The following is a 23230-nucleotide window of genomic DNA, read 5'->3' as shown; positions in this document are numbered from 1 at the left end:
CATCTTGTAGTGTTACTACACATTACCGCCGCAACGGCCTGGCCTTGTTAGCCAGGATCGCCTGCGTCATTAGCCTGCAGCTAACGAGACCCCATGGAAATCCGCCATTTCCGCTATTTTCTCAGCGTCGCCCGCCTCGGCCACTTCACCCGCGCCGCCGAGCAACTGGGCATCGCCCCGCCGACCCTGAGCCGGCAGATCCAGGACATGGAAAGGCAGCTGGGCGTGCGCCTGTTCGAGCGCAGCCAGCGCGAGGTGTGCCTGACCGCCGCCGGCGAGGCGCTGCTGCCCGAGGCCGAACAGGCGGTGCGCCAGTTCGATGCCGCGCAGCTGGGCGCACAACGGGCCGGGCGCGGTGACGTGGGGCGTATCGAGTTGGGGTATGTGGCCTCGGCGGCCTTTTCGGGGCTGCTCCAGCAGCAGGTGACGCGCTTCAGCCAGTCGCACCCGGGGGTGGTGCTGAACATCCGCGAGCAACCCATGGCCGAGTCCCCCGCGCTGGTGCGTGACGGTGTGCTGGATATCGCCTACGTGCGCACGCCGATGGACCTGCCCGACGAACTGGTCGCGATGGACCTGCACGAAGAAGGCTTTGTCCTGGCCCTGCCGGCCAGCTCGCGATTGAACGAGCTGCCGCAGATCATGGCCGCACGCCTGGCCACCGAAACCTTCATCTTGCCCGAGCAGATCTCCGGCACCCTGGCCGTCGCCGCCCAGGGTGGCTTCGTGCCGCGCCTGGGGCCGCAGCCGGGTAGCCTGGTGGCGGTCATCACCCTGGTTTCGCTGGGCCAGGGCGTGGCGCTGGTGCCCGAGTCGGTGCTGCAACACATCACCCTGCCGCAGGTCAGCTACCGGCGCATCGCCGACAGCCAACCCACCTCGTGCCTCACCGTGCTGCATCGGCGTTTCGAGAAGGCGCCCGCGGTGATGCGCTACATCGAGGCCCTGCGCACCGGCCAGGGCTGATCGCACCCGCGCGCCTTACAGACGCTGCAGGGCCGCCGGCACGGCGCGGGCAAAGCGCTCGGCCACGTCGTCCACCTGCGCGGCGGTAATGATCAGCGGCGGCAGAAAGCGCACCACGCAACCGTTGCGTCCACCCAGTTCGATGATCAGCCCGCGCTTGAGGCATTCGTTCTGGATCAGCGAGGCCAGCTTGCCGAACCCCGGCGCATGCCCCAGCGCATCGGCGGCCCCTTGCGGGTCCACCACCTCGACGCCGAGCATCAGCCCGCGACCGCGAATGTCGCCCAGGTGCGGGAAGTCGCGCTGCAGCACCGCCAGGTGCTCGCACAGCCGTGCGCCCATGGCCTCGGCGTGGGCGGCCACGTCGTGTTCCTTGAGATAACGCATCACCGCCGAGCCTGCAGCCATGGCCATCTGGTTGCCACGGAAGGTGCCGGCGTGGGCACCCGGCAGCCAGGTGTCGAGCCAGTCGCGGTACACCACCACTGCCAGCGGCAGGCTGCCGCCGATGGCCTTGGACAGCACCACCACGTCCGGCACGATGCCGGCGTGCTCGAAGGCGAACATCCTGCCGGTACGGGCAAAGCCGCTCTGGATCTCGTCGACGATCAGCGCCACGCCCGCCTGCTCGGTGATGCGCCGCACGCCGCGCAGCCAGTCGAGGTCGGCCGGGATCATGCCGCCCTCGCCCTGCACCACCTCGACGATCACCGCCGCCGGCAACTGCACGCCGCCTTCGGGGTCGCTCAGCAGGTTTTCCAGGTAGCGCAGGTTGACCTGCACGCCCTGCTCGCCGCCCAGCCCGAACGGGCAGCGGTAGTCGTAGGGGTATGGCAGGAACTGAACGCCGTTGCCCAGCAGTGCGCCCATCGGTTTCTTAGGCCCCAGGCTGCCCATCAGGCTCAGCGCGCCCAGGCTCATGCCGTGGTAGCCGCCCTGGAACGACAGCACCGTGCTGCGCCCGGTGGCAGTGCGTACCAGCTTGAGCGCGGCCTCCACCGCATCGGTGCCGGTCGGCCCGCAGAACTGGATCCGGGCCTGGGCGCTGAAGGCCGGTGGCAGCAGGCCGAACAGGTCCTGCACGAACTGGTCCTTGACCGGCGTGGTCAGGTCCAGGGTATGCAGCGGCAGGCCGTCGGCCAGCACCTGCTGGATCGCCTCGATCACCACCGGGTGGTTGTGGCCCAGGGCCAGGGTGCCGGCGCCGGCCAGGCAGTCGATGAACTGGCGGCCCTCGACGTCTTCGACGTAAAGCCCCTGGGCATGCTTGAGCGCCAGCGGAATGCGCCGCGGGTAACTGCGTGCATTGGACTCCTGCTGCTTCTGTCGCGTCAGCAGCGGCGAATCTTCGAAGTGATAAAGCGTTTCGCCAGGCTCGTCGGCTGAAGAAGCCGGCTGTGCCTGGGCAAGGCAGGTAGCGACTGACATCGGAAGTAACCCTCGCAAGCAAGCGGATGGTCCCGCCACGCGCCGATGGCCAGCGTTGTGTCGGGATGTGTACTCGCTTGAAAGACGCATCAACTCCCTGCGGATTTAGCGCGCGGGGCGGTCTTCTAGAAGGTTTTGTGCATCAGTTGCAGGTGCAGGCCATGAAATCCCAGCGCCTCACCGCTGGGCGAATAACCCAGGCGTGCGAAAAAATCCTGGGCCGAGGCGGTGCTGTACAGCGATGCATGGGTACAGCCCCAGCGGCGCAAGGCGTGTTCCAGGTCCAGCACCAGTGCCCGACCGACGCCATGCCCGGTGTAGTCGCGCTGCACGAAGCACTGGCAGATCTCGCCGCTGCGCAAGGCCAGCGCGGTAGCCACCGGGCGACCCCGCCAGCGCCCCAGGTTCAGGTACAGGGCCGGGTCGCCCAGCCAGTCGGTGATCTGCGCACGCTGCTTGCTGCGCGACCAGGCGTCGATCACCTGCAGGTCGCCGTGATGGTCCTGGTCGGCTGTGGTGGCGATGCTCTGCTGCATCAGCCGCTCGATCAGGGCGGCCTCGGCCGGCCGGGCCCTGGCAATGCGAATCCGTTCGTCCATGAGTGCTCCCTGGTGCTGTGCGGTCCACACCTTACGGGGGCGACCGGCGCCTGACGAGGCCGGCGGGGTTACATTTGATGTGCACGCAACGGCATCTGCAGCAACACGCGCAAGCCGTCGGCGTGGCTGTCGAACGTCAGCGAGCAGGCGCAGCGCTGCACGATCGCCTGCACGATCGCCAGGCCCAGGCCACAGCCTTCGCTATGGCCATTGCGCCAGAAACGCTGGGTCACATGCTGCAGGTTCTGTGCATCGATGCCCGGCCCATGGTCGCGCACCAGAAAGCCCACGGTGTTCGCCTCGACCTGAACATGCAGCTCCACCGGCGCATCGGCGGCGCTGTGGCGCAGGGCGTTGTCCAGCAGGTTGCGCAAGGCCGCCACCGCCAGCGCCGCGGGCATGTCGGGAAACACCTGGGCCGCCGGCGCCGCAGCCTGCAGCACGATGCGCCGGTTGTCGCCCAGGCCCGCATCCTGGATGGCCTGGCGGGCGATCTGCTCGGCGCTGTACTGCACGCCATCATCGAACGACAGGCTGCCCTCCACCCGCGCCAGCAACAGCAGCTGCTCCAGGGTACGGTGCAGGCGATCGGCGCCCTGCTCGGCATGTTCCAGGGCCTGCTCGCGCACCTTGCCATCGGTCATGCGGGCCACTTGCAGGTGGGTCTTGATCGCCGTCAGCGGGCTGCGCAGCTCATGCGCGGCATCGCCGGTCAGGCGCCGTTCGCGCTCGATGGTCTGGCCGATGCGCTGGAACAGCTGGTTCTGGGTTTCGAGCAACGGCTGCAATTCGCTGGGCAGGGCACGCACCTGCAACGGCTCCAGCGAGTCGGGGCTGCGCCTGCGCAGCGCGTCGCGCATGCGGTTGAGCGGCGCCAGGCCCTTGCCCACCCCCAGCCACAGCAGCCCGAGGCTGCCCAGCAACGCCACCAGCACGGGTGCCGAGGCCGCCAGCAGGATCGAGCGGTTCAGCGCCTCGCGCTCCAGGTGCCGGTCGGCAGTTGTGATGCGCACATCACCGCGTGCATAGGTGAAGCTGCGCCACAGTGCGCCATCGATCATCTGGTCGTGAAAGCCGCTGCGCTGATCGTCGAGGGTCTGGTCGGCATGGTTGTGGCTGCGCGCCAGGATCTCGCCGCGCAGCGAGCTGACCTGGCAGGCCATGCCATCGGGGATGCTGAACTGGTCGGTGCTCAGGCGCGTGCCCTCGCCCTTGCTGGTCAGCGGCTGCGGCAACTGGTCGATCAGCCCGGCGACCATGCGCGCCGACGCCACCAGGCGCTGGTCGAGGGAGAACATCATCTGCTGACGCAGGTCGCACAGCATCCACGTCGCGGCCAGGGCCCAGATCAGGATGAAGGCAGTGCCCAGAATCAGGCTCAGGCGCAGGCGCAGGCTCATCGTTGCAACGCCTGCGGCACCTGGGCCGGCCCCAGGCGATAACCCAGGCCGCGCACGGTCTCGACGATGCCGTTGCCCAGCTTGCGGCGCAGGTGATGGATGTGCACGTTCAGGGCATTGCTTTCGACCTCGTCGCCAAAGCCGTAGACGCTGTCCTTGAGCTGCTCGCTGGACAACACCCGGCCGCGGTTCTGCAGCAGGGCCTGGAGCAGCGCCTGTTCGCGGCGCGACAGGTCCACCGGCTGACCGGCCAGGTGCGCTTCGCAGCTGGAGGGGTCGAAGCTCAACGGGCCGTGTTCGATGACGTTGACACAGCGCCCGGCCACGCGGCGCAGCAGGGTGTGCAGGCGCGCGGCCAGCTCGCGCAGATCGAAGGGTTTGAGCAGGTAGTCGTCGGCGCCGGCCTGCAGCCCGTCGACCCGGTCGGTGACCGCATCGCGCGCGGTCAGGATCAGCACAGGCAGGCTGTGGCCCTGCTGGCGCAGGCGTTGCAGCAGCTTGAGGCCGTCTTCGTCGGGCAGCCCCAGGTCCAGCACCATCACGTCAAAATGCGCGGCCTGCAGCATCGCCCGCGCCGCACTGGCGCTGGCCACGCGGTCGACGGTCAGGCCCTGGGCACTCAGGCCGGCAATGATGCCGCTGGCGATCAGGTCATCGTCTTCACAGAGCAGTACGTGCATGGGGCGGGCTCGGTCGTTGGCAGAAAGGCCCAGTGGGCCACAGGCGGATTAACCGGGGATTATGCCGCGCCCAGGCGCACACGTCGCCTGCAAGGCGACGGCTGCCCATCGGTTAACCCTGGGTTAATCCATGCCGGTCAGTCTTGCGGGCTTATCGCACTGCCAAGGCGTCGACATGCGCGTATTTCTGCTAGCCCTGCTGTGGCTGTTCAGTTCGCTGAGCCAGGCCCAGCCCTTCAACAACCCTTTTGCCCAGAGCGAATTCCTGCCCGTGGAAAAGGCCTTCGTGTTCAGCAGCGAGCGCCTGCCCTCGGGGCAGATGCGCCTGCACTGGCAGATCAGCGACGGCTACTACCTGTACCAGAAGCGTCTGAAGTTCGATGGCCTGGCCCCCGAGGCGTTACCACCACTGCCGCCGGCCCTGCCCCACAGCGACGAGTACTTCGGCGAAACCCAGGTGTACCGCGGCGAACTCGAGCTGCTGATACCGGCCAACGCCACCGGCCAGTTGCGCATGGGCTGGCAGGGCTGTGCCGACGCGGGGCTGTGCTACCCGCCCCAAACCAGCCCGGTCGACCTGGGCGGGCAGGCCGCAGGCGCCGAACAGGCCAGCGACCAGGCCCTGGCCGGCAGCCTCGGCGAACACCCGCTGGCCTGGAGCCTGCTGGCCTTCTTCGGCCTGGGACTGCTGCTGGCCTTTACCCCCTGTTCGTTGCCGATGCTGCCGATCCTGGCCGGGCTGGTGATGGGCAACGGCGCCAGCACCCGCCGCGGGCTGGTGCTGGCAGGCGCCTACGTACTGAGCATGGCGCTGGTGTATGCCGCCCTGGGCGTGGTTGCCGCACTGCTTGGCGCCAGCCTGCAGGCATGGCTGCAGCAGCCTTGGCTGCTGGGCAGCCTGGCCGCGCTGTTCGTGCTGCTGGCCCTGCCGATGTTCGGCGCCTTCGAGCTGCAGCTGCCCACCTTCGTGCGCGACCGCCTGGAGCGCGCAGGCCGCAACACCCGTGGCGGCAATCTGTATGGCGCGGTACTGCTGGGGGCCTTGTCGGGCCTGCTGATGGGGCCGTGCATGACCGCCCCGCTGGCCGGCGCGCTGCTGTACATCGCGCAGAGCGGCAATGCCGTGCATGGCGCGCTGGTGCTGTTCAGCCTGGGGCTGGGCATGGGCCTGCCGCTGTTGCTGCTGGTGACCGTGGGCAACCGCTACCTGCCACGTCCGGGGGCCTGGATGAACCGGGTCAAGGCGGTGTTCGGCTTCGTGTTCCTGGGCATGGCGCTGTACACCCTGCGCGCGGTGCTCGACCCTACGCTGTGGCTGGGCCTGTGCGGGGCCTGGCTGATTGCGCTGGCCTGGGGCGCCTGGTCCGCGGTTCACACCCTGCGCGCCCTGCAACCGGCCGTGCTGCTGGCGGGCCTGTGGGGCGTCTTGCTGGTGGTGGGCGCGGCCGGTGGCGCGAGCAACCTGCTGCAGCCCCTGCAACCCTATGCCGGTGGCACCGGCAATGCCGTGGCTGCGCCCCACGCCGACGCCTTCACCACGGTGCGCACCCCGGCCGAGCTGCAGGCGCAGCTGGACGCCGCCAAGGCCCAGGGGCAGTGGGTGTTCCTGGATTACTACGCCGACTGGTGCGTGTCGTGCAAGGTCATGGAAAAACAGGTGTTCGCCCGCCCCGACGTGCTCGCCGCGCTGGAAGGCGTGCGCCTGGTACGCCTGGACGTGACCGCCGATGCCCCGGCCAGCCAGCAGCTGCTGCAGCGCTACCAGGTGCCCGGCCCGCCGAGCATGCTGTGGATCGGCCCCGAGGGTGACGAGCGCCGGGCCAGGCGCATCACCGGTGAAGTCAACGCCGCCACCTTCCTGCAACACTGGACCGCCACCCGGAGCCAAGGCTGATGCTGACCGTTAACCTGGGCCCCCTGACCATCGCCCTCGACCACCTGCTGCTGCTCTGCGCCCTGGGCCTGGCCACGCTGGTGGGCTGGCGGGTGGCCAGGCGCGGCGGCGACAACCCCGAGGCCGCACTGTTTCGCCTGTTCCTGCTCGGCCTGCTGTGCGCCCGGCTGGGGTTCGTAGCGCGCTACTGGTCGATGTATGCCGAAGACCCGGTGCAGATCATCGACATCCGCGATGGCGGCTTTTTGCCCTGGGCCGGCCTGGTGGCGGTGCTGCTGGGGGCGGCCTGGTACGCCTGGCGCCAGGCGAGCCTGCGCCGGCCACTGGGCTGGGGCCTGTTCAGCGGCACGCTGTTCTGGTTGCTGGCCAGCTGGGCCAGCCACCTCTACGAGCAGGGCACGCAACTGCCGGACCTGGCCCTGCGCGATGCCCAGGGCCATTCGGTGGCGCTGCACAGCCACCGCGGCCGGCCGTTGGTGATCAACCTGTGGGCCACCTGGTGCCCGCCGTGCCGGCGCGAGATGCCGGTGCTGCAACAGGCCCAGCATGATTATCCGGACGTGACCTTCCTGTTCGTCAACCAGGGCGAAACCCCGCAGATCGTCACCAACTTCCTGGCCACCACCGGCCTGAACCTGTCCCATGTACTGTTCGATACCGGTGGCCAGCTGGCCCAGCAGGTCGGCTCCATGGCGCTGCCCACCACCCTGTTCTACGACGCCGAGGGGCGCCTGGTGGGCAGCCACCTGGGGGAGCTGTCCCGTGCCAGCCTGCGCCATGCCCTCGAATCCTTCGACCGCGATACCGCGCTCGCTCCCACCGTTCCAGCAAGGACGACACCATGAAAGTTTCCGCCATTACCCTCGCCCTGGGCATGTTCGCCACCCAACTGGCCGTCGCCGAAGAATTGCCCAAGGCCGTGCAGCAGATCGAGGCCAAGGGCGCCAAGGTCACCGGCAGCTTCGATGCGCCCAATGGCCTGAAAGGCTATGCCGCGCAGTTCCAGAACCGTGGCGTGGCCCTGTACCTGACCCCGGACGGCAAGCACGTGCTGGTTGGCAGCCTGTTCGACGAACAGGGCCAGGACCTGAGCGAGGCGCCGCTGGAGAAGCTGGTGTATGCACCCATGGCCAAGCAGGTGTGGGCCAAGCTCGACAAGACCGCGTGGATTGCCGATGGCAAGGCCGATGCACCGCGGGTGGTGTACCTGTTCAGCGACCCCAACTGCCCGTACTGCAACATGTTCTGGCAGCAGGCACGGCCGTGGGTGGACTCGGGCAAGGTGCAATTGCGCCACATCATGGTCGGCATCATCCGCGCCGACAGCCCGGCCAAGTCGGCCGCGTTGCTGGCCAGCGCCGACCCGCAGAAGGCCTTGCAGGCCCATGAAAGCGCGGGCAAGGCCAGCACCCTCAAGCCGCTGGCGAAGATTCCGGCGCAGGTGCAGGCCAAGCTGGATGCGAACCTGGCGCTGATGGAGGAGCTGGGGTTGTCGGCTACGCCGGCGATCTTCTACCTGGATGACAAGGGGCAGTTGCAGACCCAGCAGGGTGCGCCGCGGCCAGAGATGTTGGGGAAGATACTGGGCAAGCGTTGAGGTTGTTGGGACGACAAAAATCTGAAGCCGGGCACCAGGGCTGGCGACGCAAATCCCACAGGCCATGGCCTGCAGGATCGGTGTTGTCAGCCTTGTTTGTTCGGCCGAAGATCGCAGTAGGGCCATCATGGCCTTTGGGGGTTGGGGTGGCTTTACAGCATCACCAGCGTCAACACCACCAGCAACGGCAACAGCACCGCACACGACCACGCCATGTACCCGAAGAAGCTCGGCATCTTCACCCCGCGCTGCTCGGCTATCGCCTTGACCATGAAGTTCGGCGCGTTGCCAATGTAGGTCATCGCCCCCATGAACACCGAACCCATGGAGATCGCCAGCAAGGTCTGCGGCATGCGCTCCATCAACACCTGCGCATCCCCAGCCGCCATGTTGAAGAACAGCAAATAGGTCGGCGCATTGTCCAGGAAGCTCGACAAGGTCCCGCTCAACCAGAAGTACATGCTGTCGATCGGCTCGCCCTGTGCACCACTCACGCTCGCCACCAACCACGCCAACTGGCCGTCACTGCCGGCCCGCAATATCGCAATCACCGGGGCAATGGTGAGAAAGATGCCCGCGAACAACTTGGCCACCTCGACGATCGGCCCCCAGTCGAACTCGTTGGCAACCCGCAGGCCGCGCGGGGTGAACCACAACGACAGCAAGGCCAGTACCACCAGCAGGCCGTCACGCAACAGGTTCTGCACCTCGACCCGCGTGCCCATCAGCTCGACGCCAATCCCCGGTTTCCAGAGGCCCGACATCAATACCGCCAGCACCACGCCCGCCAACAGCAGGAAGTTGCGCTTGCCCAGCAGGCGCAACGGCGCATCCGGCGTCGGGTCTTCGGCCAGCATTTCGTTTTCGCGGCGATAGTAGTAGCGGTCGATCAGGTAGAACACGCCCAGCAACGGCACCGCCAGCAGCACCACCGGCAAGGCCATGTGCTGCAGGGTCCAGGCAAAGCTCACACCCTTGAGAAAACCCAGGAACAACGGCGGGTCGCCCAACGGGGTCAGGCCGCCGCCGACGTTGGCCACCAGAAAGATGAAGAACACCACCACGTGCGCGGTGTGCTTGCGGTTGTCGTTGGCACGCAGCAGCGGGCGGATCAGCAGCATCGCCGCCCCCGTGGTGCCCATCACCGAGGCCAGCACCGCCCCCAGCGCCAGCAACCGCGTGTTGAGCCACGGCGAGCCATGCAGGTTGCCCTCCACCACGATCCCGCCCGAAATGGTGAACAGCGCAAACAGCAGGATGATGAACGGCAGGTACTCGGCCAGCAGTACGTGCACGCCCAGCCCCAGGCTGGCGTGCCAGCCGAAGGCAAAGCAGAACGGCAGCGCGAACAGCAGCGTCCAGCCCAGGGTGATCTTGCCGAAATGGTGATGCCACAGCGGTGCGGCCACGATGGGCAGCAAGGCGATGCTCAGCAGGATGCCGGCAAACGGCACGCCCCACAGCAGGCCCATGCGCGCGCCATCGACCTCGGCGGCGCTGGCGATGCCCGGCAGGCACAGCAACAAGAGGGCCGCCAGCAGCGACAGACAGGAACAACCACGAAACAAAGCAGGGAAAAGGCGCATCGATACCGACCGTGTGCAGATGAACAGCAGCGCGCCAGCCCGAAGGCTGGCGCGCATGAGCGAAGCATGGATGCTAAACCAAAATGCCCCGCTCGGCTGCCTACAACGCCTCCAGCGAAGCCATCAGGTCACTCAGCCGGTCGACCTTGTCGTCGCTCAGCACCGTGGCCTCGAGGCCCTCCACATAGATCGCCAGTTCCTCCACGCTGCTGCATTCGAACATGGCCCGCAGCGGCACGTTCAGTTGCAGCACCTTCTGCACCCGCGAAGCAATCTGGGTGGCCAGCAGCGAATGCCCGCCCAACTCGAAGAAGTTGTCGCGCACCCCCACCCGCTCGACCTTGAGCACATCGGCCCAGATGTCAGCCAGTTGCTGCTCCAGTTCGCTGCGCGGCGCCAGGTAGGCCTGGCTGTGCTGCTGGCCGAACTCGATGGCCGGCAGCGCCTTGCGGTCGAGCTTGCCGTTGGCGTTGCGCGGCAACTCGGCCAGCCACGCCCAGTGCAGCGGCACCATGTACTCCGGCAGTTCGGCGCGCAGGCGCTGGCGAACCTGTTCCAGCAATGGCGCCGTGTCGGCACGGCTGTCGGCCGCCACCAGGTAGCCGACCAGGTGCTTGCCGTTGGCACCCTCCTGCACGCCCACCGCCGCGTCACGCACCTGGACCTGTTCATGCAGGCGTGCCTCGATTTCGCCCAGTTCGATGCGGTAGCCGCGAATCTTCACCTGGTGATCGATGCGCCCCACGTACTCCAGCACCCCGTCGGCACGCCGGCGTGCCAGGTCGCCGGTGCGGTACAGACGCTCGCCCGGGGCGCCGAACGGGTGCGGGATGAACGCCTGGGCCGTGCGCAGCGGGTCGCCCACGTAGCCGCGCCCTACCCCGGTGCCGGCCACGCACAGCTCGCCCACCGCGCCCAGCGGCACCAGCTCGTGATCTTCACCGAACAGGTACAGGCGGTTGTTGTCGGTCGGCGTGCCGATCGGCAGGTAGCTGCCCTGGGTGGAGGCCGCATCGACGCGAAAGAACGCCACGTCATCGGAGCACTCGGCCGGGCCGTAGGCATTCACCAGGCCGACCTGCGGGTAGCGCTCCAGCCACTGCCAGGCCAGCTCCGGCGGCATCGCCTCGCCGGTGGGCAGCATCCAGCGCAGGCCGCTCAGGTGCTGGCGCTCGTTGCCCAGCATGCCCTGGATCAGCGACGGCACGCTTTCGAGCACCGTGATGCCGGCGGCCTGCACATGCTCCAGCAGCCCTTGCGGATCGTGCGCGATGGCATTGGGCACGATCGCCACCTGCGCGCCGAACAGCGGCGCGGCAAGGAACTGCCACACCGAGATATCGAAACTCTGCGAGGCGGTCTGCGCGATCACGTCCGCTTCGCCCAGTTGCAGGTACGGCACCTTGCTCAGCTGGTTGTTGAGCATGCCGCGCTGCTCGACCATCACGCCCTTGGGCAGGCCGGTGGAGCCGGAGGTGTAGATCACGTAGGCGAGGTTGTCCGGCGCGCTGTAGATGCCCGGGTTGGCTTCGCTGCCGTCGCCGGCCTGAATGTCCTCCCACACCAGCAGGCGCGGCCGCCCGGCACACCCCAGTTCGTCGATCAGGGCCTGTGCCTGGGCCAGGCAGGCCCGGGTGCAGACGATCACCGGGGTGCGGCTGAGCTCGACGATGCGTTGCAGACGCGCGCCGGGTAGGCCCGGGTCCAGCGGCAGGTAGCCGGCGCCGGCCTTGAAGCTGCCGACGATCATGCCCAGCAGCGCCAGCCCGCGCTCGGCCAGCAGTGCCACCGGCTGGTCGACCTGCACCCCGGCCGCCACCAGGGCATGCCCGAGGCGGTTGGCCTGGCAGTTCAGCTCGGCGTAGCTGCACTGCTGTTCGAGGCAGCGTGCGACCACCCGATCGGGATGCGCCGCCACCCTCGCCTCGAACAACGCCGCGTAGCTCTGCTGCAGCGGATAGGCATGCTCGCTGCGGTTGCAGTCCTGCAGCAGGAAGCGCTGTTCCTGCTCGCCCAGCAGTGCCAGCTGCGCCACATCGCCGTGCAAGCCCTCCATCAGCGCCAGCAGCAGGCGCTTGAATTCGCCCAGCAGGCGTTCGACTGTGGCGCGGTCGAAGTAGCGCTGGTCGAACGACAGGTGCAGGCCCAGGTCGTCGCCGGGGTAGCACACCGCCGTGAGCGGGAAGTTGGTGTGGGTGCGGCCCGAGTCGGAGGTTGCATTCAGGCTCTGGGCGCGGTCCAGCACCGCCACTTCGACCGGGGCGTTCTCGAACACGAACAGGCTGTCGAACAGCGGCTGGCCCTTGGGCAGTTCGCTGCATTCCTGGATGTTGACCAGCGGCAGGTACTCGTACTCGCGCACCTCCATGTTGCGTTCCAGCAGGCCCTGCAGCCACTGGCGCACCGAACACCGCTCGCCGGGGGCCGGCAGGGTGACACGCAGTGCGATGCTGTTGATGAACAGGCCCACGGTGTGCTGCATCTGCGGCAGGCTGACCGGGCGCCCGGCCACGGTCACGCCGAACACCACGTCACGCTCGCCGCTGAAGCGGCTGAGCACCAGCGCCCAGGCCGCCTGGGCGAAGGTGTTGACGGTCAGCTGATGGGCCTGGGCCAGCTCGCGCAGGCGTACCCCGTCCTCCACCGCCAGGCGCGTGTAGCAGTCGCCCACCTGCATGCCGCCGTGATCGCCCGCGTGCTCGCGCAGCAGCGGGCGGTCGCTTGGAAGGTAGGTGGTGCGCTCGAAGCCCTGCAGGTTCTGCCGCCACCACTGGCGCGCCTCGTCCAGGCTCTGGTGCTGCAGCCAGCCTATGTAGTCGCGGTAGCGCGGCGGCGTCGCCAGCTGCGCCTCACGGCCCTCGCCCAGGGCCAGGTAGAGCTCGAAGAAGTCGTTCATCAGCAGCGAGCGGCACCAGGCATCGATGAGGATGTGGTGGTTGCTCATCATGAACCAGTACTGCGCCTGGCCCACGCGGATCAGGCGCAGGTGGAACGGCGCCTGCTGCAACAGCTCGAAACCGGCCTCGCGCTCCTGCTTGTGCAGGGCCTGCAGACGTGCTTCGTGATCGGCCTGCGGGTCGGCGCTCCAGTCCTGATAGTCGATGGGCGTGGTGCCGGGCTTGTGGATGATCTGCAGCATGCCTTCGCCGGCATTCCAGCAGAACGAGGCGCGCAGGGCTTCGTGCCGCGCCACCACCGCCTGCCAGGCCTGGGCGAAGCGCTGCGGGTCGATCTCGCTGTTGATGCGGTAGCGGTCCTGCATGTAGTAGATGCCGGTGCCCGGTTCGAGCAGGGTGTGCAGCAGCATGCCCTCCTGCATCGGGGTCAGCGGGTACACGTCCTCGATCTGCGCGGCGGGCACCGGCAGGCTGTCGATCTGTGCCTGGGTCAGGCGCGCCAGCGGGAAGTCCGACGGCGTGAAGCTGCCGTTGGCGTCATCCAGGCAATGGACGATCAGGCTCGCCAGCTCGCCGAGGTAGGCGCGGGCCAGCTCTTCGATGGTCTGGGTGTCGAAGCGCTCGCGGCTGAAGGTCCAGCGCAGCTGCAACTGGCCGCCGTACACCTGGCCGTCGACGCTCAGCCAGTTGGGCAGCGGTGCGTCGAGGTCGTGGGCCAGGCCCGCGGGTTCGTCCACCGGCTGATACAGCGCCGCACTGCCGAACTGCTGGTCGAACTGGCCCAGGTAGTTGAAGGTGATGCGCGCCTGGGGCAGCGCGGCCATGGCTTCGCGGGTGGCGTCATCGGCCAGGTAGCGCAGTACCCCATACCCCAGGCCCTTGTGCGGCACGCTGCGCAGTTGCTCCTTGATCGCCTTGATCGAGGCCGCCTGCCCGGCGGCCTCCTCGATGTTCAGCGGGCTCAGGCGCAGCGGGTAGGCGCTGGTGAACCAGCCGACGCTGCGGCTCAGGTCCATCTCGTCGAACAGGGTTTCGCGGCCGTGCCCTTCGAGCTGCACCAGCACCGAGGTATCGCCGCTCCAGCGGCACAGCACCCGGGCCAGCGCGGTCAGCAACAGGTCGTTGACCTGGGTGCGGTAGGCCGCGGGGGCCTGCTGCAGCAACTGGCGCGTCTGCCCCTGGCTCAGTTGCGCGCTGACGGTGTGCGCCTGGCGGTGCAGGTTGGCACCCTGGGGGTGGTCGCACGGCAGCTCGCGGGTGGCGGCACTGAGCTGCGCCTGCCACCAGTGCTGCTCGTCACGCAGCGAGTCGCTGCCGGCATAGGTGGCCAGGCGTGCGGCCCAGTGGCTCATCGCGCTGGTCTTGGCCGCCAGCGGCTGGCCACGGTACAGCGCCTGCAGGTCTTCGAGTAGCACGCGCCACGACACGCCATCCACCACCAGGTGATGGATCGCCAGCAGCAGGCGCTGGGCGCCCTGCCCGTCCTCCACCAGCAGCGCACGCAGCAGCGGGCCGTCGGCGAGGTCGAGGCTGCGCTGCACATCGCTGTACAGGGCCTGGCAATCCTGCAGATCGGCCACCGAGGCCTGCCACAGCAGTGCGCGCGTATCGGCCGGGGCGTAGCTGGCGCGGCCCTCGCAAAAGCGCAGGCGCAGTGCATCGTGATGCGCCACCAGCGCCTGCAGGGCCTGTTCCAGCGCGTCGCTGGCCAGGCGTTCGGCAGGCGCCAGCAGCACGGCCTGGTTCCAGTGCTGCGGTTGCACCACGTCGCTGTCGAAGAACCAGTGCTGGATCGGCGTGAGCGCTGCAGCGCCGCTGAGCGGGCCCTGTTCGATCAGCGTGACCTGGCTGCGGCTGACCACCGTGGCCAGGGTCTGCACGGTCTGCTGCTGGAACAGGTCGCGGGCGCTGAAGTGCAGGCCCAGCTGGCGGGCGCGGCTGACCACCTGGATCGACAGGATCGAGTCGCCGCCCAGTTCGAAGAAGTTGTCCTGCAGGCCCACGCGCTCGACGTTGAGCACATCGCGCCAGATCGCGGCCAGTTGCTGCTCCACCTCGCTGCGTGGCGCCTCGTAGTGCTCGCGGCTCTGCTCCCTGTCCGGCAGCGGCAGTGCGTGGCGGTCGAGCTTGCCGTTGCCGGTCAGCGGCATCTGATCCAGCAGCACCAGGTGGGCGGGCACCATGTAGTCGGGCAGGTTCACCCGCAGTTGCGCCTTGAGGCTGTCGCGCAGCGCCGCCTGCTGTTCGGCGCCGGCCTGTGCCTGCTCGCACACCAGGTAGGCAGCCAGTTGCTTGCCGCCGGGCATGTCCAGCGCCAGCACCACGGCCTCGCGCACGTCGGCATGTTCCAGCAGGCGGCTTTCGATCTCACCCAGTTCGATACGGAAGCCGCGGATCTTCACCTGATGGTCGATACGCCCCATGTACTCCACCAGCCCGTCGGCGCGCTGGCGCACCAGGTCGCCGGTGCGGTACAGGCGCCCGCCCCGCTGGCTGAACGGGTCGGCGACGAAGCGTTCGGCGCTCAGCCCAGGTCGATCATGGTAGCCCTGGGCCAGGCCTGCGCCACCGATGTACAGCTCGCCGATGGCGCCCTGCGGCAGCAGCGCCAGGTCGGCATCGAGGATGTACGCCACGCGGGCGCCGATCACCCGGCCGATCGGTACGCTGCCGACGCCCGCTTCAAGGGCCGGCGGTGCCAGGCAGGCCAGCGGCATCACCACGGTTTCGGTGGGGCCGTAGGCATTGAAGAACTGCGCCGGCTTGAACGCCTCGCGAATGCGTTGCAGGTGCTCGCCGGTCAGTGCTTCGCCGCCGGTGATGCACAGGCGCACCGGCAGCTGTTCGTCGCGGCTGGCCAGCCATTGCGCCAGCTGGCTGCCGTAGCTCGGCGTGAAGCCCAGCACGCTGACCTGCTGCTGGCGGATCAGCGTGCAGATTTCCTCGGCGCCCCACTGCCCCTGGGCGCGCAGCACCACCCGTGCGCCGCTGAGCAATGGCACCAGCAGGCGCTCGGTGGCCGCGTCGAAGTTGATCGAATAGAAGTGCAGCTCGCAGTCGTCGCTGCGCATGCCGAACGCCTCGATCACCGCCAGGCAGTGCATGGCGATCTCGCCATGGCTGACCACCACGCCCTTGGGCTTGCCGGTGGAGCCGGAGGTGTAGATCAGGTAGGCCTGGTGACCCGGCAGGCTGAGTGACGGCAAGGCCTCGGCGCTGTAGCCGTGCAGCGCCGCCGCGTCGTCGTCCAGGCACCAGCGGGCCACGCCGGGCGGCAGCTCGCCCAGCCTGTCGAACAGCGCGCGCTGGCCCAGCAGCAGGCCGATGCCGCTGTCCTGGATCATGTACTGCAGGCGTTCGAGGGGGTATTCCGGGTCCAGCGGCACGTAGGCGCCGCCGGCCTTGAGGATCGCCAGCAGGCCGATCACCAGCTGCGCCGAACGCTCCAGCGCCAGGCCCACCCGCACCTGCGGGTCCACGCCACGTTCGCGCAGCACCCGCGCCAGGCGGTTGGCCCGGGCATCGAGCTGGGCGTAGCTCAGGTGTTCGCCGGCAAAGGTCAGTGCCAGTGCATCCGGGGTGCGCTGGGCCTGTGCACTGAACAGGTCATGCACGGTGCGGTTCAGGCCCGGCGCTGCGGGGTCGCCGGCCAGGTTGTCGAACAGGGCCTGGCGCTCGCCCTGGCCCAGCAGCGGCAGTTCGCACAGGCGTTGCTGCGGGTCGGCCAGCAAGGCGTCGAGCAACCGCTGCCAGTGCGCCGCCATGCGCGCGATGCGCGGCGCGTCGAACAGGTCGCAACTGTAGGTCAGGCAGCAGCCCAGGCGACGGTCGAGGTCGGTGACTTCCAGGTTGAGGTCGAACTTGGTCGCCCGGGCGTCGTTGACCAGGTACTCCACCTGCATGCCGGCCAGTTGGCGGCTCTGCTGGAATTCCCAGCGCTGCACGTTGCACATCACCTGGAACAGCGGGTTGTAGGCGGCGCTGCGCGGTGGCTGCAAGGCTTCGACCAGGTGGTCGAACGGCAGGTCCTGGTGCGACTGGCCGTCGATCACGGTCTGGCGCACCTGCTCGATCAGGTCGGCCACGCGCATCTGCCCGTCCAGCTGGCAACGCAGCACCTGGGTGTTGAGGAAGGCGCCGATCAGCCCCTCGCTTTCCGGGCGGATGCGGTTGGCCACCGGTGCGCCGATGCGCAGGTCGGTCTGCCCGCTGTAGCGGTACAGCAGCAGCGCCAGGGTGGCGGTCATGGTCATGAACAGGGTCAGGCCATGCTCGGCATTGAAGGCGCGCACCCTGGCGGCCAGCTCATCGCTCAGGTCGAAGCGGTACAGCTCGCCGCGGTGGCTCTGCACCGCCGGGCGCGGACGATCGGCGGGCAATTCCAGCACCGGGTGTTCATCGCCCAGCTGTGCGCGCCAGTAGTCCAGCTGGCGCTGGCGCTCGCCGGCCTCCAGCCACTGGCGCTGCCACACGCTGTAGTCCAGGTACTGCACCGGCAGCGGTTCGAGCGGCGAATCGCGGTCGTCCAGAAACGCTTCGTACAGCTCGCCCAGCTCGCGGGCAAAGATGTCCATGGCCCAGCCTTCGGTGACGATGTGGTGCAGGGTGAGCACGAAGTAGTGCTCCTGCTCGCCGGCCTTGACCAGGCAGGCACGCAGCAGCGGCCCGGTCTCCAGGTCGAACGGCTGGTGCGCCTGCTCGTCGGCCAGGGCCTGCAGGCGCTGCACCTGGTCGTGGGCCGAAAAATCCAGCCAGTTCATCACCAGCCCGGTGTCGGGCGAAACGGCCTGGTACGGTACGCCATCGATGCTCGGGAAGGTGGTGCGCAAGGTCTCGTGGCGCACGATCAGCGCCTGCAGGGCCTGTTCGAAGCGGCTGACGTCCAGCACCCCGCTCAGGCGTGCCATGCCGCCGACGTTGTAGGCCGGGCTGTCCGGCTCCATCTGCCAGAGGAACCACATGCGCTGCTGCGAGTACGACAGCGGCACCGGCTGGCTGCGGTCGATGCGCGTTATTTCGCCTTGCAGGTTGTGCTGCCCGGCCAGTTGCAGGGCCTCGATGCGCGCGGCGAAGGCGCCCAGCGCGCTGGCTTCGAACAGGGTGCGCAGTGGCAGTTCGACGTCGCAGGCCTGGCGCGTGCGGGCGATGATCTGGGTGGCCAGCAGCGAGTGCCCGCCGAGGGCGAAGAAGTCATCGTCCAGGCCGACCCGCGCCAGGCCCAGCACATCGCGCCAGATGGCGGCGATCTGCTGTTGCAGCGGCGTGACCGGGGCAACATGCACGCGCTGCTGCCAGCTCGGCTCGGGCAGCGCCTTGCGGTCGAGCTTGCCGCTGGGGCCCAGCGGCATCTGCGCCAGGTGCACCAGTTGCGCGGGCACCATGTAGGGCGGCAATTGCGCCGCCAGTGCGCTCAGCAATGCTTCGCCGCAGTCGTGCGCGTGGGTGTAGTAGCCGACCAGTTGCGGGCCGGCCGCCGTGTCGCGTACCAGCACCACGGCCTGCTCCACGCCCGGCTGGGCCAGCAGGCAGGCCTGCACCTCTTCGGGCTCTACACGAAAACCGCGCAGTTTGACCTGCTGGTCGATGCGGCCCAGGTATTCCAGTGCCCCCAGGTCGGCCAGCCAGCGCGCACGGTCGCCGCTGCGGTACAGGCGCTGGCCGTCGGCGCCGGGCACGAAGCGTTCGGCGGTGAGGCCCGGCCGGCCCAGGTAGCCACGGGCCAGGCCCGCACCGCCCAGGCACAGCTCACCGGGCACCCCCACAGGCGAAAGCGCCAGCTCCTCATCGAGCACCTGGCACTGCACGTTGGCCAGGGGCCGGCCGATGGGCGAGCGCAGGCCGTCTTCACGGCGGCAGTGCCAGTGGGTGACGTTGATCGCGGTTTCGGTCGGCCCATAGCGGTTGTGCAGTGCCACGTGCGGCAGTACCTGCAGCACACGGTCGCGCAGCGCCGCCGGCAACGCCTCGCCGCCGGAGAACACCCGGCGCAGGCTGGTACAGGCGGCCGCCAGGGGCTCCTGCACGAACACCTGCAACAGCGGCGGCACGAAGTGCAGCGTGGTCACGCCATGCTGCTGCACCAGTTCGGCGATGCGCTGCGGGTCGCGGTGCTCGCCGGGGCCGGCCAGCACCAGCGTGCAGCCCTGGGCCAGCGGCCAGAAGCATTCCCACACCGACACGTCGAAGCTGATCGGGGCTTTTTGCAGCAGCACGTCGTGTTCGTCCAGCGCATAGGTGGCCTGCATCCAGTGCAGGCGCTCGGCCAGGGCCGCATGGGTGTTGCCCACGCCCTTGGGCTGGCCGGTGGAGCCGGAGGTGTAGATCACGTAGGCCAGGTTGTCACCGTGCAGGTGCAGGCCCGGCGCCTGGCTGGGCCAGGTGTCCAGGTGCAGGGTGTCCATGGCGATGGTACTCACGCCCTCGACCTGGGGCAGGCGTTCGAGCACCTCGCTGTGGCTGAGCAGCAGGCTTGCGCCGCAGTCGGCGAGCATGTAGGCCAGGCGCTCGGCCGGGTAGTCGACGTCCAGCGGCACGTAGGCACCACCGGCCTTGAGAATCGCCAGCAGGCCCACCAGCAGCTGCGGCGAACGCTCGGCGGCAATCACCACGCACACGTCCGGGCCCACGCCCTTGTCGCGCAGGTAATGGGCCAGGCGGTTGGCCTGGGTGTGCAGGCTCGCGTAGTCCAGGCTGCCGCCGGCCCATACCAGCGCGGTGCGCTGCGGGGTGCTGCGCGCCTGTTCGTTGAGTTGCTCCACCAGCCACTGGCCGGGGGCCGCTGCCGGGGCCTGGCCCCAGTCGAGCAGTTGGGCGCGGCCCGGGGCGTCGAGCAGGTTCAGCTCGGCCAGCGGCAGCTGCGGCGCGCTGCTCACCTGCTGCAGCAGGCTGACCAGTTGCGCGGCCAGGCGCTCGATGCTGGCAGCGTCGAACAGCTCGTCGGCATAGTCGAAGGAAAGGCTGATGCGGCCCTGGTGGTCTTCTTCGCTGTGCAGTTGCAGGTCGAACTTGGCCTCGCGGCTGTGCCACGCCAGTTCGTCGGCCAACAGCCCCGGCAGGCGGCGCAAGGCGCCGAGGTCGCGCTGCTGGTGGTTGAACATGACCTGGAACAGGCCCTGCTCGCGGGCCTCGGGGAAGGCTTCGACCAACTGCTCGAACGGCAGGTCCTGGTTGGCCTGGGCTTCAAGGGTGCGCTGGCGCACCTGGGCCAGCAAGGCACTGAAGGGCTGGCGCGGGTCAAGCTCGGCACGCAGCACCTGGGGGTTGATGAAGAAGCCGACCAGGCCCTGGGTTTCCAGGCGCGGGCGGTTGGCATTGGGCACGCCGACACGGATGTCGCGCTGGCCGCTGTAGCGGTGCAGAAGGGTTTGCCAGGCCGCCAGCAACAGCATGAACAGGCTGGCATCGTGGGCCTGGGCCACCTGGCGCAGTGCAGTGCCCAGCGCCGGCTCAAGACGCAGGCTCAGGCGCGTGGCACTGTTGCGCTGCTGCACCGAGCGCGGGTGATCGGTGGGCAGGTCGAGCACCGGCTGCGCATCGCCGAGCAAGGCCTTCCAGTAGGCGAGCTGGCGGGTACTTTCCCCCTGGGCCAGCCACTGGCGCTGCCAGCTGGCATAGTCGGCGTAATGCACCGGCAACGTATTCAGTCGCGCCTGCTGGCCCTGGCAGGCGGCGGCATACAGGCGCGCGAATTCGTCCAGCAGAATGTTCATCGACCAGCCGTCGGCGATAATGTGGTGCAGGGTCACCCACAGCTGATGGGTTTCGTTGCCCTGGCGTACCAGGGTGACCCGCAGCAGCGGCCCGCGCTCCAGGTCGAAGGGTTGACGCGCCTCGTCTTCGCGCAACTGCTGAACGCGGGCCGGGGTTTCGTGCCCCAGGTCCAGGCTGTGCACCTGCAACGCCAGGTTCGCCAGCACGCGCTGCACCGGTTGGCCGTGGTGGTCGGCAAACACCGTGCGCAGCGCTTCATGGCGGGCCACCAGCGCCTGGAAGCTGCTGCGCAGCGCAGCCTCGTCCAGTTCGCCGCGCAGGCGCAGGCCACCCGGGATGTTGTAGGCCGCACTGCCAGGCTCCAGTTGCCACAGCAGCCACAGCCGGGCCTGAGCCAGCGATTGCGGCAGCGCCTGTTCGCGGGGCAATTGCGCGATGGCGCCCTGGGCCACCCCGCCGTCGATGTGCAGGCGGGCCACCTGGGCAGTGAAGCCGGCCAGGGTCGGCGCTTCGAACAGCAGGCTCAGGCTCAGTTCCAGCCCCAGTTCGTCACGCAGGCGCGCCGTGAGCTGGGTGGCGGCGATGGAGTTGCCGCCGAGCAGGAAGAAGTGATCGTCGTCGCCCACCTCGGCCACGTTCAGTTGCTCGCACCACAGCCGCGCGATCAGCGCCTGCAACCCGTCGCCGCTCGGCGCCGCGTGGCGTGCGGCAGGCGCCTGAGCCTCCGGGAAGCGGGCGTAGCAGTCCAGGCTGCCATCGTGCAGGCGCAGGCGGCAGGCCGAACGCTGCAACTTGCCGCTGGAGGTCTTGGGCAACGCACCGGGGTTGAGCAGCAGCACCACCGCCGGGGCCTGCTGGCAGGCATCGGCGATGACCTGGCGCAGGGTGCGGATCAGGTTCGCCGGCTCGATGACCTTCTGCACGTTGCGGCTGATCTCCACCGCGATGCCGATGCCCTCCTCGCCCTGGTCGTCAACGGCGAACACCGCCACGCGCCCCTTGCGCAGCACGTCGACTTCGCGCTCCAGGGTCTTTTCCAGGTCCTGCGGGTAGAGGTTGTGCCCGCGCACGATGAGCATGTCCTTCAGGCGCCCGGTGACGAACAGTTCGCCGTCACGCATGAAGCCCAGGTCGCCGGTGCGCAGCCAGGTGCGCCCGCCGTGCTCGACGAAGGTCTTTGCGCTGGCCTCGGGGTTGCGCCAGTAACCGTGGGCGATGCTCGGGCCGGCGGCCCAGATCTCGCCCACCTGGTTGTCGCCCAGCACAGCCAGGGTGTGCGGTTCGACGACCTGCACCGCGTGCAGCGGCTGGCTGAAGCCGCAGCTCATCTGCACGCTGCCCTCGCCTGCTTCGGCGCGGTTGTGCGCCAGTGCCGCGCTGTCCAGCGCCAGCGCGGGGATACCGCCGCCGCGCACGCTGCCACTGACGAACAGGGTGGCTTCGGCCAGGCCGTAGCTGGCGAAGAAACTCGAGGGCACGAAACCGCACGCGGCGAATTTGTCGGCAAAGCTGTCGAGGCTGTCCTGGCGGATCGGCTCGGAGCCCGAATAGGCCACGCGCCAGCAGCTCAGGTCGAGGCTGGCCAGCGCCGCACTGCTGACGCGCTCGTTGCACAGGCGGTAGGCGAAGTCCGGCCCGCCGCTGATGGTGCCGCGGTAATCGCTGATCGCCTGCAGCCAGCGCTGCGGCCGCGCCAGGAAGTAGGCCGGGGCCATCAGCACGCAGGGCACGCCGCTGAAGATCGGTTGCAGCAGGCCGCCGATCAGGCCCATGTCGTGGTACAGCGGCAGCCAGCTGACGATCACGTCGTCGGGGTTCACGTCGATGCCGAAGCCGTGGCGGATCAGCACTTCGTTGGCCACCAGGTTGCCGTGGCTGACCTGCACGCCCTTGGGCAGCGCGGTGGAGCCGGAGGTGTACTGCAGAAAGGCGATGTCGTCCGGCTTGAGCGACGGGGCCTGCCACTGCTCGCCCAGGCCGGCGTCGAGGTGATCGACGCTGAGCAGCTGCGGCGCATCCTCGCCCTTGAGTGCATCCAGGGCCAGCAGGCTGTTGTGCAGGTTGTCGACGGTCAGCAGCAGGCGCGGCTGGGCGTCCTCGATGATCGACAGCAGGCGGGCCTGGTGGTGGGTGCGCGAGGATTCCGGCGGATAGGCCGGCACGGCGATCACCCCGGCATACAGGCAGCCGAAGAACGCGGCGACGTAGTCCGGGCCACTGGGGAACAGCAGGATCGCGCGGTCGCCCGGCACCGCACGCGCCTGCAATGCGGCGGCGATGCTGCATGCACGCAGGTGCAGGTCACGGTAGCTGAGCACGGCCTGGTCGCGGGCGTCTTCGGCGAGAAAGCGCAAGGCCACCCGCTCAGGGGTCAGCGCAGCACGCTGGGTGAGGGCCTGGACCAGCGTAACCGGGAGTTCGAAGGCGTCCGTCATGGAAAGTTCCTGCCAGTGTCTGTACGTGAAAATCGGCA

At 68.6% G+C, this 23230-nt stretch carries 10 protein-coding genes; 4 read left to right on the top strand and 6 right to left on the bottom strand.

Translation table 11 applies throughout. From position 1 onward, the window contains the following. Window positions 1–93: 93 nt before the first annotated feature. Window positions 94–966, top strand: a complete 873-nt coding sequence (locus tag NJH59_RS21990) for a LysR family transcriptional regulator (RefSeq protein ID WP_100634398.1) — start codon at window positions 94–96, stop codon at window positions 964–966. A gap of 15 nt (window positions 967–981) precedes the next feature. Here NJH59_RS21990 and NJH59_RS21985 read toward each other — a convergent pair whose 3' ends face one another. The 4 genes from NJH59_RS21985 to NJH59_RS21970 form a co-directional block, all read right to left on the bottom strand. Beyond that, the gene (locus tag NJH59_RS21985) at window positions 982–2394 is read right to left on the bottom strand and encodes an aspartate aminotransferase family protein (RefSeq protein WP_253087308.1); all 1413 of its coding nucleotides are present in this window, start codon (window positions 2392–2394) and stop codon (window positions 982–984) included. Window positions 2395–2519: 125 nt separating this feature from the next. Continuing rightward, a complete protein-coding gene (locus NJH59_RS21980) occupies window positions 2520–2993 on the bottom strand; it encodes a GNAT family N-acetyltransferase (RefSeq protein WP_253087307.1) in 474 nt (157 codons plus the stop codon). A 68-nt stretch (window positions 2994–3061) separates the two neighbouring features. Beyond that, window positions 3062–4393: an ATP-binding protein gene (locus NJH59_RS21975; RefSeq protein ID WP_043862401.1), complete on the bottom strand. Its 1332-nt coding sequence runs from the start codon at window positions 4391–4393 to the stop codon at window positions 3062–3064. Next, window positions 4390–5073, bottom strand: coding sequence for a response regulator (locus NJH59_RS21970; protein WP_043862400.1), 684 nt, complete (start codon window positions 5071–5073; stop codon window positions 4390–4392). Before NJH59_RS21970 ends, NJH59_RS21975 begins: the two co-directional genes overlap by 4 nt. A 175-nt stretch (window positions 5074–5248) precedes the next feature. On the opposite strand from NJH59_RS21970, the gene dsbD reads away from it, so the two are divergent. From dsbD to dsbG, 3 genes are read left to right on the top strand one after another with little or no spacing between them, the layout of a single operon-like run. After that, window positions 5249–6967 carry a protein-disulfide reductase DsbD gene (gene dsbD, locus NJH59_RS21965; protein WP_253087306.1) on the top strand — a complete coding sequence of 573 codons (1719 nt, stop codon included), beginning with the start codon at window positions 5249–5251 and terminating at the stop codon, window positions 6965–6967. Continuing rightward, a complete protein-coding gene (locus NJH59_RS21960) occupies window positions 6967–7812 on the top strand; it encodes a TlpA disulfide reductase family protein (RefSeq protein ID WP_213607237.1) in 846 nt (281 codons plus the stop codon). The genes dsbD and NJH59_RS21960 overlap by 1 nt, the downstream gene beginning before the upstream one ends. Further along, on the top strand, window positions 7809–8564 hold the full coding sequence (dsbG, locus tag NJH59_RS21955; RefSeq protein WP_043862397.1) for a thiol:disulfide interchange protein DsbG: 756 nt from the start codon (window positions 7809–7811) through the stop codon (window positions 8562–8564). Before NJH59_RS21960 ends, dsbG begins: the two co-directional genes overlap by 4 nt. Window positions 8565–8716: 152 nt before the next feature. On the opposite strand, the gene NJH59_RS21950 is transcribed toward dsbG, so the two are convergent. Together NJH59_RS21950 and NJH59_RS21945 are read right to left on the bottom strand one after the other, a co-directional pair. Further along, window positions 8717–10090, bottom strand: coding sequence for a sodium:proton antiporter (locus NJH59_RS21950; RefSeq protein ID WP_229590412.1), 1374 nt, complete (start codon window positions 10088–10090; stop codon window positions 8717–8719). Window positions 10091–10250: 160 nt separating this feature from the next. Continuing rightward, the gene (locus NJH59_RS21945) at window positions 10251–23192 is read right to left on the bottom strand and encodes a non-ribosomal peptide synthetase (RefSeq protein WP_253087305.1); all 12942 of its coding nucleotides are present in this window, start codon (window positions 23190–23192) and stop codon (window positions 10251–10253) included. Window positions 23193–23230 lie beyond the last annotated feature (38 nt).

This window comes from Pseudomonas sp. VE 267-6A, from assembly GCF_024126555.1.
Lineage (GTDB): Bacteria > Pseudomonadota > Gammaproteobacteria > Pseudomonadales > Pseudomonadaceae > Aquipseudomonas > Aquipseudomonas palmensis.
Note: the sequence above shows the minus strand (reverse complement) of the source record. Positions and strands in the feature narration are given on the sequence as shown.